We start from the raw sequence: 12,751 nt of genomic DNA on the forward strand, positions 1-12,751 counted from the left end.
GCCTTAGCGCCTGTTTAGATCCAAATATTAGCTTCACTAGAAATGTACAGCACTAAGATCAAGTCCAAACACTATTATTAAATTGGGTATAAACATGCAATTATCCAAATGAACTGAAAAATATAAAAGCAACCCACCTTCATGTAGAGCATTCATTAACATGTTGAATTTGAAATTTCAAAGCTTTTCAAGACATATAAATAAAACGCAGCAACAGTGCGCTCACTAGATTAATCAATGAATACTTTCAGCGTTCCAAAGGTTTAAAAATCTAAAAATATAGGTGCTAAATTTAAAACATATAAAAAGTCATAGAGATAGCCGAAAATCATTGGTCACTACACCTTTTTCCGTTATAATTTAGCGTTTTTAAATTTTATGTCAGCATCTCAAGCCAGCTTTAAATTTTTGTAAGACTTGCTTGATATGCTATTACCAAATCGAAATTAGGAGAGACTTGGTTGTGAGTACTCGTTTTATGACATCAGCTGAAATTCGCGAAGCTTTTTTAAGCTACTTTGAATCGCAAGGGCATACACGTGTCGCGTCGAGTTCTCTGGTACCTGCCAACGACCCAACACTATTATTCACAAATGCTGGTATGAACCAGTTTAAAGACTGCTTCCTCGGTCTTGAAAAACGTGACTACGTTCGTGCAACTTCTTCACAAAAATGTGTCCGTGCCGGCGGTAAACACAACGACTTAGACAACGTTGGTTATACAGCACGTCACCACACGTTCTTTGAAATGTTGGGTAACTTCTCATTTGGTGACTACTTCAAACGTGATGCCATCACATTTGCTTGGGATTTCTTAACCAACGAAAAATGGTTAGGTCTGCCAAAAGATAAACTATATGCCACTGTTTACCATACAGATGACGAAGCATTTGATATCTGGAACAAAGAAATTGGTCTAGACGCTTCACGCATTATCCGTATCGGTGACAACAAAGGCGAAAAATACGCTTCAGATAACTTCTGGGCAATGGGCGATACAGGTCCTTGCGGTCCATGTTCTGAAATCTTCTTTGACCATGGTGACCACATTTGGGGCGGCTTACCGGGCACTCCTGAAGAAGATGGCGATCGTTTCATCGAAATTTGGAACAACGTATTCATGCAGTTTAACCGTACTGCTGATGGCGTACTACACCCTCTTCCTGCACCTTCTGTAGATACAGGTATGGGCCTTGAGCGTATTTCTGCAGTTTTACAGCATGTAAACTCAAACTACGAAATTGACCTATTCCAAAACCTACTTAAAGCTGCTGCTGAAATCATTGGTTTAGACACCACTGAACTTGAAGCAAAAGCACAAGCAGAAAACAAACCAGTTGAATACCCTGCTTCTCTTAAAGTGGTTGCTGACCATGCACGTTCTTGCTGCTTCTTGATTGCAGACGGTGTTAACCCGTCTAACGAAGGCCGTGGCTATGTACTTCGCCGTATTATCCGTCGTGCAGTACGTCATGGTAACAAATTGGGTGCAACAGGTTCATTCTTCCATAAAATGTTGCAGCCGCTGATCGACGTGATGGGTGCTGCTTATCCTGAACTTGCTGCTAACCAGGCACGTATCGAAGCACAACTTCTTAAAGAAGAAGAGCAATTTGCTAAAACACTCGAGCAAGGCTTGAAATTGCTTGAAGGCGAATTGGCAAACCTTAAAGGTTCAGTGATTCCAGGCGAAACTGTATTTAAACTTTACGATACTTACGGCTTCCCGACTGACTTAACAGCAGACATTGCACGTGAACGTGATTTAACCATTGACGAAGCTGGTTTCGAAGTCGAAATGGCGGCTCAACGTCAACGTGCGCGTGATGCTGGTAAATTTGCTGTCGACTACAACTCAATTGTCAAAGTTGAAGGCGAGACTCAATTTGACGGCTATAACGCAACTCAAGGCCAAGGTCAAATTGTTGCAATCTACAAAGACGGCGAACAAGTTGATGAAGTTTTTGAAGGTGACGAAGCGCTGATCGTTCTCAACCAAACACCTTTCTATGCAGAAAGTGGCGGTCAAGTTGGCGATACGGGTATCTTCAAAAACGAAACTGGTATTTTTGAAGTTCAAGACACCAAAAAATCAGGCGGCGCATTTGTACACCAAGGCATCGTGACCATGGGTAACTTAAAAGCGGCTCAAGCGGTTGAAGCGATTGTTAAAGCAGATATCCGTGCAGCAACATCGCGCAACCACTCTGCAACTCACCTATTACATGCAGCACTTCGCCAAGTTTTAGGTACGCACGTACAGCAAAAAGGTTCATTGGTTGCAAGCGAACTTTTACGTTTTGACTTTGCTAATGACCAACCTGTTTCATTTGAACAGCTTCAAGAAATTGAACGCATTGTCAATGCCGAAGTGATTGCCAATACTGCTGTTTCAACTGAACTTTTAGACATCGAGGCGGCCAAAGAAAAAGGCGCAATGATGTTGTTCGGTGAGAAATACGGTGACGAAGTACGTGTACTTTCAATGGGTACAACCAAAGATGAGAAAAACTTCTCTATCGAACTTTGTGGCGGTATTCATGTAAAACGCACCGGTGATATTGGTCTATTCAAGATTACATCTGAAGGCGGTGTTGCTGCAGGCGTACGTCGTATTGAAGCCGTTACGGGTACTAAAGCTGTTGAAGCTGCGCAAAAAGCTGATCGTGACATTCATGCAATTAACGACTTGCTGAAAGCGCAAAAAGATCAAACTTTAGAAAAAGTTGAAGCTTTATCTCACACAGCATCTAGCTTGCAAAAGCAAATTGAGCAATTAAACCAAAAACTAGCGAGCTTCCAAGCCGCTGAGTTATTGAGTCAAGTTCAAGAGATTGCTGGCCGCAAAACATTAATCACTACTGTTCAAGGTGTAGATGCGAAATCACTTCGCAACTTGCACGACGGTGTGAAATCTAAGTTAGACAATGCTGTGATCGTGATCGCAGCGGTTGATGCCGACAAAGTGAGCCTGATTGCTTCGGTTGCTAAAGAATACACTGCTGCTGTAAAAGCAGGTGACATCATCAAACACCTTGGTCAAGAACTTGGCGGTAAAGGTGGTGGTAAACCTGATATGGCTCAAGGTGGTGCGCCTTATAGCGACAAACTTGAAGCGGTAATGACTGACCTCGTTGCATGGTTAGCTGCAAAATAAGACCAAAAGTCCTATAGCTCAAAGTGACTCACCTCCTTTGAGCAAATCAACAGGTTTAAGCAGTGTGTTTTTTAATGCTGGATCCTGCTTAAACACTGTTGATGCGTGAAAGCGCAAACTCAATCATCATGTTGAAACCAATATTCAACCTCTGGCTAAATGATGAAAATGGAGTCTAAAAGGCTGGGTTCATGTGAATCCCCTGCAGACACAAAGTATCTATTTGAACTCCTCCTACCTTGGAGTTCATAAGCTACGTGGTATATTAAAATCGCGCCGAAGTGCGGTCTTAAAATATGTGTAAGTGCTTTAAGTCTTTAGACTTATTTACTTGGTAAGGATAGTTATGGCATTAATCGTTCAAAAATATGGCGGTACCTCAATGGGTACTCCAGAGCGCATTTTAAATGTTGCTCGTCGTGTAAAGCGTTGGCATGATCACGGTCACAAAGTTGTGGTTGTTGTATCTGCAATGAGTGGCGAAACCAATCGTCTACTTGCTTTAGCGAAAGCCATTACCGAAACCCCTGATCCACGCGAATTAGACCAAATGGTGTCTACGGGTGAACAGGTAACGATTTCTATGTTAGCAATGGCACTTAACTCTATTGGTGTTGAAGCTAAATCACTTACAGGCCGTCAAGTCGGTATTAAAACCGACAGCGCATTTACCAAGGCGCGTATTGAAGCGATTGATACGGATGTATTGACTTCAAACCTTGACGCTGGACGTGTCATTGTAGTGGCAGGTTTCCAAGGCTTTGATGCCGAAGGTAACACTACGACTCTAGGTCGTGGTGGTTCTGACACTTCGGGTGTTGCATTGGCCGCCGCACTTAAAGCTGATGAATGTCAGATTTACACAGACGTTGATGGTGTTTACACCACTGACCCTCGTGTCGCTCCAAAAGCGAAAAAAGTTGATCGTATTTCTTTTGAAGAAATGCTTGAAATGGCATCACTTGGCTCTAAAGTCCTTCAAATTCGTTCTGTAGAATTTGCCGGTAAATACCAAGTGCCTTTACGCGTATTATCAAGTTTTGATAATGACGATGATGGCGCATTCGACGAAAACTTTAAACAAAACGTCGGGACACTAATCACCACTGAAGCGGAAGACAACATGGAACAACCAATCATCTCAGGTATCGCGTTCAACCGTGATGAAGCTAAATTAACTATTCTTGGTGTACCGGATAAACCAGGTATCGCTTCAAACATCCTTTCACCAATTGGTGATGCCAATGTTGAAGTGGATATGATTATCCAAAACGTTGAAGAAGACGGCACAACTGATTTCACATTTACAGTTAACCGTAGTGAATTATCAAAAGCGAAAGCAATTCTTGAAGCGACTGCACAAGAAATTGGTGCACGTGAAGTTGCAACTCGCGCAGACATCGTAAAAGTATCGATTGTTGGTGTTGGTATGCGCTCACACGCAGGTGTTGCAAGCAAAATGTTTACTGCTCTTGCAAAAGAAGGTATTAATATTTTGATGATTTCGACTTCTGAAATCAAAATTTCAGTGATTATTGATGAGAAATACTTAGAGCTTGCTGTACGTGCTCTACACACTGCATTCGGTCTAGACCGTGAAACAGGTGAATCAAGCGCACGTGCTTAATTAACCTTGCTGTGTGTCAAAATTTGTCATTGTTAGACAGATTTTGAAAAACATCGTAAAAATTCAGAGCCACTATAGTTTTTTTTATAGTGGCTCTGTTATATTAAACCTGAGGATTTTAAAATTTACTCAGTTTGCGACTGTCACAATGATTGTTTCAGATGCACTGCTAAATTTTTTGCTTTTACAAGTTATGAATTTTACATAACAGATCATTTGCAGGTTTTGCATTTTGCAAGGAGAGAAACATGCTGATTCTGACTCGTCGTGTCGGAGAAACATTAATGATTGGAGACCAAGTTAGCGTGACTGTACTTGGTGTTAAAGGTAATCAGGTTCGTATTGGCGTGAATGCTCCAAAAGAAGTATCTGTTCATCGTGAAGAAATTTACCAACGAATTCAACATGAACGCGCAATGCACGAACATCTCCAAAACATTGATCAAGAATATCAGCCATCTTTTGAAGAAACTGATTATTCCCAAAATAACTATAATCGCTAAGATTTAAGTTGTTTAAATCATAAAGCGGCTCATTAGGCCGCTTTAAATTTATCTAGAACATGCTTTTACTATAGACGTTCAACTAAGCTTTATTACTGCCCTTCTAGAACTTTACGTACGGGACCAAAACTGCGGCGATGTTCATCAATCACCCCATACTGCGCAATCGCTTCGAAGTGCGCTTTGGTTGGATAGCCCTTGTGTTTCGCAAAACCGTATTGTGGATATTTTGCATCTAGTTCAACCATTTCATGGTCTCGAGTCACTTTTGCCAAAATACTCGCAGCCGAAATCTCTGGATGAATCGCATCTCCGCCTACCACAGCATCACAGCTCATCGCTAAACCAGCTGGGACTTTATTACCATCGACCAGCACGTGTTCTGGCTGTACATTGAGTTTTTCCACTGCACGACGCATTGCAAGTAATGATGCCTGCAAAATATTGATCTCATCAATTTCTTGTGCAGAACTTTCAGCAATCGCCCAAGCCAAGGCTTTTTCTTGAATCTCAATAAATAACTTTTCACGTTTTTTTTCAGTGAGCTTTTTAGAATCGTTTAAACCTTCAATCGGGTTATTTGGATCTAAAATGACAGCTGCCGCAACAACCGAACCCACCAATGGACCGCGACCCGCTTCATCTGCACCAGCAATTTTCATATATCTCTCACTCAAAATAAAATACGACCCTTAATTTGGATTTGCTGATACTCAGCAATACCAATGTCTGGGTCGTATAAAATGTTCTAAATCTTAGTTTTTAAATGTTTCGATCACGCAAGCATTTAAAGTATTTGTCACGATTTTAGCTGCAAGATTAGCTTGTGAAGTTTTATCCATTGCTGCTACAACCAAATCCGTTGCAGTCACGCTAGTTGTCGCTTTCTCGCCTACACATGAACAAACTTCAGTTTGTAGTTCAGATTTTTGAGTTTCTGTTAATAATTTTGAACCTGTTTTCCAGTAGCTGTTGTTATTTAGCTCAGTCACGCATTTCGCTTGAACACCCACTTTAACAGCCATCATTGCCAAGCTGTTTGCTGAAGTTGTACCTGTAGATGTACTTGTACCTGTTGTACCAGTCGCAGCACATGCAGAAAGTACAAGCGCTAATGGCGCTAGAACAGCAACTAATTTTTTCACGAATATTTCCTTTGTTCTGTTAATTAACGCGCATATTGTGCCCCAAATCACACACCATCTGATATGACTATTTAAAATAAATTCGGTAGTTGTGTAGTTAATCATCAAAGCCTGTGTTGCATATTCACAACACAGTGTCCCGATTTTAAACGACGCATATTTTTGTGGTCTGTATTAGAATCTGCATAAGATTGGACGCTTAAATAATCAACATGAGCAATAACACACAATACTACACTCGAACAGCTCAGGTCTTACATTGGCTGATGGCGATCATATTCATCGTGGCATGGTTAATTGGCTTTTATAGTGGTAATTTTCTGAGTTATGACGTCGATGGCAGCTTTAAAGGGCAAGTCATTACCCTCCATAAAAATATTGCGACTACGATTATTTTTCTGGTGGTGATACGAATCTTTTGGCGCTATACCCACCCCGCTCCAGATTTACCTGACAACATGTCCTCCGGCATGAAAACCTTGGCACATTTGGGTCATTTAGCACTTTATTTTGTACTACTGGCTTTACCTATTACAGGTTGCTTATTTAGTTGGAGCGCAGGTCACCCGGCCCCTGTCCTGTATTTGTTTGAAATACCACGCTTGGTCCAAGATAATCCTGAATTACTTGCCATCGTGAAACCGCTACATATTTGGATTTCTTGGGCAGCAGGCTTGCTCTTAGTGGGCCATATTTTGGCAGCACTGAAACATCATTTTATTGATAAAGACCATGTGCTCAAAAGCATGACACGACAACCAAAACCCTAACAAAGACAAAATAAAAGCCACATTATGTGGCTTTTATTGTGAGCATCATCTTTTAATTCAGCACTTGCTGAGCACAGCCACGCATACTATTCAAAACCGCTTTAGAAATCAGTTTATTCTTTTCAGTTTCATTCACTGCAGCAGTCATCAGATCTTTCGCACCGATATCATCCATAGCATGCTCACTCACGCACTGACAAATCGCAGCTTGATTGTCTTTTTTCTGTTGAGCACTCATAAACAACGCAGCACCTTTCCAAATTTTAGAACTATTTAACTCTTGCGAGCATTGATATTCAATCACGGGCTTTAGCATACGCTGACTTAAACTTGACTTATCTGCAATAGCAGCGGATGAAATCAATACTGAGGCTAAAAATGTAATCGATGAGGCAAATATAGAGCGATTTGAATGAGAGAAAAGCATGATTTAAACATAAAAAAGGCAGTGAATATTCACTGCCTGAGATTATACGCTGATTATTAATTCAACGCTTCAATCTTTTTAATCCAAGCTTGCTTTTCAGCATCTGAAATAAATGATGCTTCAAAAGAGTTGATTGCCAGTTGCTTTAACTCTGCATTGCTTAGATCAAGAGCTTCGGTGATCGCAATAAAGTTATCATTCATATAGCCACCAAAATAAGATGGATCATCTGAATTGACAGTTACATGCACACCTTGTTGCAATAGACGGCGAATATTATGCTCAGCCATAGCATTGACCACACAGAGCTTTAAATTACTCAGCGGGCAAACGGTTAATGGCATTTTCTCTGCAATTAAACGCTGCATTAAGGCTGGATCTTCTTCTGAACGTACACCATGGTCAACACGATTTACTTTCAGCAAATCCAAGGCTTCCCATACGTATTCTGCTGGACCTTCTTCCCCTGCATGCGCAACAATAAGAAAACCTGCTTCACGTGCTTTGGCAAAAACACGTTCGAATTTTGATGGTGGATGACCCACTTCACTCGAATCTAAACCGACACCAATAATTTGATCTTTATATGGTAAAGCTTGTTCTAATGTTGCAAATGCTGCGTCTTCAGATAAATGACGTAAGAAACACATAATCAGATGTGAGCTAATGCCCAGTTTTACTTTGGCATCATCACAAGCGCGTTGTAAGCCATTCAAAACCGTTTCAAAAGCAACGCCACGATCTGTATGAGTTTGTGGGTCGAAGAACATTTCAGTATGAACCACATGATCTTCTGCACATTTTTCTAAATATGCCCATGCTAAATCATAAAAATCTTGCTCATGAATCAGTACATTTGCACCTGCATAATAAATATCTAAAAAAGACTGTAAATTATGAAAATTATACGCTTCTTTTAATTCTTCGACTGATTGATAAGGGATTGCAATATTGTTGCGTTGGGCAATTGCAAACATGAGTTCAGGCTCAAATGTCCCTTCAATATGCACATGTAACTCTGCTTTTGGCAAAGCGCGAATCAGCTCAAGTTGATCCATCTTTTATCCTCATAAAAATAAAAAAGGGTGCAAACTGAGTTTACACCCTTTCGCTATTTGACAGTATTAACCGCCAAATGCAGCAAATTTTAATGCCCAAAGTGCAGCAATAATCCAGACCATATACGGTACAGTTTTCGCTTTACCTGTAAGCAATTTAACTAATGCATAGCTGATGAAGCCCATTGCAATACCGTCTGCAATTGAATAGGTAAACGGCATAAATACAATTGTTAAGAATGCAGGGACTGCTTCAGTAATATCATCCCACTCAATATGAACGATACCTTGAATCATCAACACACCAACAAACAACAATGCTGGCGCAGTTGCAAAACCTGGTACTGACTGAGCAAGTGGTGCTAAGAACAATGCCAAAATAAACAATACAGCAACTACAACTGCAGTTAAACCTGTACGACCACCGGCAGCAACACCTGCTGATGATTCAATATAAGGCGTAGTTGATGACGTACCCAATGCCGCACCCGCAACAATTGCAGATGAGTCAGCAAATAATGCTTTCTTCAAACGTGGTAATTTACCGTCTTTTAATAGGCCTGCACGGTGTGATACACCGACCAATGTACCTGTAGAGTCAAATAAATCGACTAAGAAGAATACAAAGATCACGCCAATCAAACTTGCGGTGAATAGACCTTCGAAGTTCATTTGCATGAATGTTGGAGCGATTGAAGGAATAGCACCCACAACACCTTTAAATTCGTTGAAGCCCAGCAGGGTTGAAATTGCAGTAATCACCAAAATACTGATGATGATTGCACCACGTACTTTGAAGTGATGCATAACCACAACCATCAAGAAGCCAAGTAAAGCTAACAAGACAGACGGCTGTTTTAAATCACCCAGACTGACCAGTGTTGCAGGGTTATCAACAATAATGCCGGCATTTTTCAAAGAAACCAGTGCAAGGAATAAACCAATACCGCCTCCGATCGCCAGTTTAAGCGACATTGGAATCGCATTGACAATCGCTTCACGGATTTTGAACATGCTGATAGCGATAAAAACAAGGCCAGAGACAAAAACAGCTGCTAAAGCAGTTTGCCATTCCACGCCCATACCCAAACATACAGAATAGGTAAAGTAAGCGTTTAAGCCCATACCGGGTGCTAGGGCAATTGGATAGTTAGCAACAAGACCCATCACCAAACAGCCAATGGCTGCTGCTAGACAGGTTGCGACAAAAACAGCGCCATGATCCATACCCGTTTCGGACAAAATCATTGGATTGACAATAATGATGTAACACATTGTCAAGAAAGTAGTTACACCTGCAATGACTTCTGTTTTGAAACTGGTTTTGTTTTCGCTCAGTTTAAACAGACGTTCAAGCATGTTCTCGGAAGATGGATTAGGAGTCGTCATGACCTAGCCCCTATGAAGTAAACTTTATGCATATAAGCATTCCACAAAATTAATCATGTGATGTATTCATCATTAATTTTGTGTATGCCTAAGCAACGAATATGCCAATTCGGCAGATTGTAGGCTTTAAAAAATCCTATTTTCAACAGCATACAACACAGTACAAATGTTGAAATTTGCAAACAAAAAAGCTGCATAAACCTATGCAGCTCCTCTATTTATGTCATTTAATTCGTATTTAATATCAATAAATACTGATCAAATTAATTTCGGCAAATTATAACACATTGATTTTTTAATGTTTCCACATTTTCATCGCTTTTCAATTTAGTAAATTTAAGACATTGTTTTATTTATAAAGTTTCAAATTATTATATGTAAAAATAAAATATCAATATTTAGACGAACTCTTCAAGATCATGCTTGAGCTCAATTCAAAAGCAGCAAGATTGATTTTTTTAGCGCATATAAGGTGATGCGTTCAAATCATCATTGAACACCTGATTAATTTCTTGCTGTCGCTTTAACTCTGCATTTTTATAAACACTAAACCCTAAGAACACAATGCTGAGTATAAAAATTGGTATCAGTATTTTTTTCATAACAAAATTTTATTCATGTTTAAATATTTGGCTATAATAACAAAAAACTTAAACAAAAAAGTGACGTATTTCACAATTTTATATCTTATTAAGTCATTTAATAAGCTATTTGTTCAATCAATGTTAACTTTGTAATATATTTTAGACTGATAGACAAGATAATCGCTGAATGATTTTTCGAATCCTTTTCCGCAAAAAGCTTCAAATCATAGATCATTTCACATACGAAATTTAAAGCACCATCAATTTCACAGCCCCACCATTAAATCTCGAATGAAGAAGATAAAAAACCGCTGACTTCAAGGCAGCGGCTATACATATTCTTTTCAGTCTAAGCTTTTCAATTTCGAAATTAAACGGCTTGTTGTTCATCTCGCTTAAAGACCAATTCACCCTTTAAGCTACTCTCAGCATCGAAATAATAACCATCGGTATTGAACGACTTGATATCTTCAATACGTTCAATTTTATTTTCCAACAAATAACGCGCCATTAGGCCACGTGCTTTTTTGGCATAGAAGCTGATGACTTTATATTTGCCGTTCTTTTGATCGAGAAAAACAGGCTTGATGATTTCGGCTTTGATTTTTGATTCTTTGACCGACTTATAGTATTCATCTGAAGCAATGTTGACCAAAAGTTCAGAGCCGGCTTTTTCCAAATCGTCATTGATGAGATTGGTGATGGTATTGTCCCAAAACTCGTATAGGTTATGTCCACGTGGATTTTGCAGCTTGGTCCCCATCTCTAAACGATATGGCATCATTAAATCAAGCGGACGCAATAAACCATAGAGACCCGAGAGCATACGCAAATGGGTTTGTGCATATTCAAGGTCTGAGTTTGTAAGTTTATAAGCATCTAAACCGGTATATACATCACCTTTAAAGGCAAAGATTGCTTGGCGTGCATTGGCAAAATCAAAATCAGGCTGCCAATCTCGGAAGCGCTCAACATTTAAAGTCGCAATTTTCTCACTGACACTCATCAAGCTTGAAATTTCACTTACCGACAATTTACGTGCGACTGAGATTAATTCTTCAGAATGATCTAATAGCCGTGGTTGAGTGAATTTTTCAGTCGGTAAAGCGGTTTCGTAATCTAAAGTTTTTGCTGGAGAAATTAAAGCGAGCATAAACATCCTGATTAATTTTTAATTAAACAAACTATAACAGTAGAGTATTTTCAAATCCAATCTGTGTTTTTGATAAACATAATCTGTAAACTATGCGACTCTCCCGCTTTCACATTTTAGTCATTATGTCAGAACAACTGTTCATTCAAGGGCCTGTTGGTCAGCTTGAAATTTTTGTTGATTATCCACAGGGTGAAGTGAAAGGATTTGCGGTAGTTACACACCCTCACCCATTGCAAGGTGGTACACCACACCACAAAGTCCCTGTGCTTTTAGCGCAAATGTTCTTAGAACGTGGCTATGTTGTCTATCGCCCAAGTTTCCGCGGCTCTGGCCAAAGTGCAGGAATACATGACGAAGGCAATGGTGAAACCAAAGATACCATGCAAGTCATTGAATTTGCTCGTAGCCAACACCCAAACTTGCCATTTTATGCAGGCGGTTTTAGTTTTGGTGCAAATGTCATGACTAAATGCTATGCCCTATTGCCAGTGGAGTTACAGCCTGTACAGACTATTTTATGCGGCTTACCAACCACAACAGTTGCAGGTGTACGTCACTATGTGACACCGCATATTAAGGGTGATATTTTATTTATTCATGGTGAAGAAGATAATGTCACACTGTTATCTGACTTGATTCAGTGGGCCAAACCACAGCGCCATTTAATCACGGTTTTACCAGGTGCAAACCACTTCTTTACAGGTTATCTCAAACAGCTTCGTATCGCGATCTCACGCTTTTTAGTATAAAAAATACAAAAAAATGAGTCAGCTTAACTGGCTCATTTTTTTTGCCTAGCGAACGCTCTATTCCACCAATATTCCAGATAAATTCAACTTCTCGCTTTTCGATTTATCCATTTTTTTGCATTAGTGATCATAATTCGTTCAACATGTAATGACTTAAGCCGATGCTCGTTTAATTTTTATTACGCA

The 12,751-nt window shown here is 39.8% G+C and carries 11 protein-coding genes; 5 read left to right on the plus strand and 6 right to left on the minus strand.

The annotated features are described in order from the left end of the window. The first annotated feature begins 463 nt into the window (after positions 1-463). The 3 genes from alaS (at position 464) to csrA (ending at position 5,287) form a co-directional block, all read left to right on the plus strand. The gene (alaS, locus tag FTU22_RS14060; protein ID WP_180095064.1) at positions 464-3,157 is read left to right on the plus strand and encodes an alanine--tRNA ligase; all 2,694 of its coding nucleotides are present in this window, start codon (positions 464-466) and stop codon (positions 3,155-3,157) included. Positions 3,158-3,503: 346 nt separating this feature from the next. Next, positions 3,504-4,784, plus strand: coding sequence for an aspartate kinase (locus tag FTU22_RS14065; protein ID WP_078194395.1), 1,281 nt, complete (start codon positions 3,504-3,506; stop codon positions 4,782-4,784). Positions 4,785-5,032: 248 nt separating this feature from the next. Continuing rightward, the gene (gene csrA, locus FTU22_RS14070; RefSeq protein WP_078189080.1) at positions 5,033-5,287 is read left to right on the plus strand and encodes a carbon storage regulator CsrA; all 255 of its coding nucleotides are present in this window, start codon (positions 5,033-5,035) and stop codon (positions 5,285-5,287) included. 92 nt (positions 5,288-5,379) lie between these two features. Here the strand turns inward: csrA and rnhB are convergent, their stop codons facing one another. Then, positions 5,380-5,949, minus strand: coding sequence for a ribonuclease HII (gene rnhB / locus FTU22_RS14075; RefSeq protein WP_180095066.1), 570 nt, complete (start codon positions 5,947-5,949; stop codon positions 5,380-5,382). Positions 5,950-6,042: 93 nt separating this feature from the next. After that, on the minus strand, positions 6,043-6,432 hold the full coding sequence (locus tag FTU22_RS14080) for a hypothetical protein (RefSeq protein ID WP_078189082.1): 390 nt from the start codon (positions 6,430-6,432) through the stop codon (positions 6,043-6,045). 212 nt (positions 6,433-6,644) lie between these two features. On the opposite strand from FTU22_RS14080, the gene FTU22_RS14085 reads away from it, so the two are divergent. Continuing rightward, positions 6,645-7,202 carry a cytochrome b gene (locus FTU22_RS14085; RefSeq protein ID WP_078189083.1) on the plus strand — a complete coding sequence of 186 codons (558 nt, stop codon included), beginning with the start codon at positions 6,645-6,647 and terminating at the stop codon, positions 7,200-7,202. Between the two features lie 52 nt (positions 7,203-7,254). Here the strand turns inward: FTU22_RS14085 and FTU22_RS14090 are convergent, their stop codons facing one another. The 4 genes from FTU22_RS14090 to yaaA all read right to left on the minus strand — a co-directional run bounded on the left by FTU22_RS14090 (position 7,255) and on the right by yaaA (position 11,813). Then, positions 7,255-7,629 (minus strand): hypothetical protein, encoded by a 375-nt coding sequence (locus tag FTU22_RS14090; RefSeq protein ID WP_180095068.1) that lies wholly within the window; start codon positions 7,627-7,629, stop codon positions 7,255-7,257. Positions 7,630-7,685: 56 nt separating this feature from the next. Continuing rightward, positions 7,686-8,687 carry an adenosine deaminase gene (locus tag FTU22_RS14095; RefSeq protein WP_180095070.1) on the minus strand — a complete coding sequence of 334 codons (1,002 nt, stop codon included), beginning with the start codon at positions 8,685-8,687 and terminating at the stop codon, positions 7,686-7,688. Between the two features lie 66 nt (positions 8,688-8,753). Continuing rightward, positions 8,754-10,076 carry an NCS2 family permease gene (locus FTU22_RS14100; RefSeq protein WP_111885323.1) on the minus strand — a complete coding sequence of 441 codons (1,323 nt, stop codon included), beginning with the start codon at positions 10,074-10,076 and terminating at the stop codon, positions 8,754-8,756. 954 nt (positions 10,077-11,030) lie between these two features. Then, positions 11,031-11,813, minus strand: a complete 783-nt coding sequence (gene yaaA / locus FTU22_RS14105; protein ID WP_180095072.1) for a peroxide stress protein YaaA — start codon at positions 11,811-11,813, stop codon at positions 11,031-11,033. Between the two features lie 125 nt (positions 11,814-11,938). Here yaaA and FTU22_RS14110 point away from each other — a divergent pair, with 125 nt between their 5' ends. Beyond that, the gene (locus FTU22_RS14110) at positions 11,939-12,565 is read left to right on the plus strand and encodes an alpha/beta hydrolase (RefSeq protein ID WP_180095074.1); all 627 of its coding nucleotides are present in this window, start codon (positions 11,939-11,941) and stop codon (positions 12,563-12,565) included. Positions 12,566-12,751: the final 186 nt, after the last annotated feature.

Origin of the sequence: Acinetobacter sp. YH12076 (genome assembly GCF_013419525.1) — a bacterium.
GTDB classification, from domain to species: Bacteria; Pseudomonadota; Gammaproteobacteria; order Pseudomonadales; family Moraxellaceae; genus Acinetobacter; species Acinetobacter amyesii.

What these genes read in the sequence shown, in the direction of transcription:
- FTU22_RS14065 (WP_078194395.1), top strand. Translation starts at nt 3,504, where the DNA reads ATGGCATTAATCGTTCAAAAATATGGCGGTACCTCAATGGGTACTCCA.
- csrA (WP_078189080.1), top strand. Translation starts at nt 5,033, where the DNA reads ATGCTGATTCTGACTCGTCGTGTCGGAGAAACATTAATGATTGGAGAC.
- FTU22_RS14100 (WP_111885323.1), bottom strand. Translation starts at nt 10,076, where the DNA reads ATGACGACTCCTAATCCATCTTCCGAGAACATGCTTGAACGTCTGTTT.
- FTU22_RS14085 (WP_078189083.1), top strand. Translation starts at nt 6,645, where the DNA reads ATGAGCAATAACACACAATACTACACTCGAACAGCTCAGGTCTTACAT.
- rnhB (WP_180095066.1), bottom strand. Translation starts at nt 5,949, where the DNA reads ATGAAAATTGCTGGTGCAGATGAAGCGGGTCGCGGTCCATTGGTGGGT.
- FTU22_RS14095 (WP_180095070.1), bottom strand. Translation starts at nt 8,687, where the DNA reads ATGGATCAACTTGAGCTGATTCGCGCTTTGCCAAAAGCAGAGTTACAT.
- FTU22_RS14110 (WP_180095074.1), top strand. Translation starts at nt 11,939, where the DNA reads ATGTCAGAACAACTGTTCATTCAAGGGCCTGTTGGTCAGCTTGAAATT.
- yaaA (WP_180095072.1), bottom strand. Translation starts at nt 11,813, where the DNA reads ATGCTCGCTTTAATTTCTCCAGCAAAAACTTTAGATTACGAAACCGCT.
- FTU22_RS14090 (WP_180095068.1), bottom strand. Translation starts at nt 7,629, where the DNA reads ATGCTTTTCTCTCATTCAAATCGCTCTATATTTGCCTCATCGATTACA.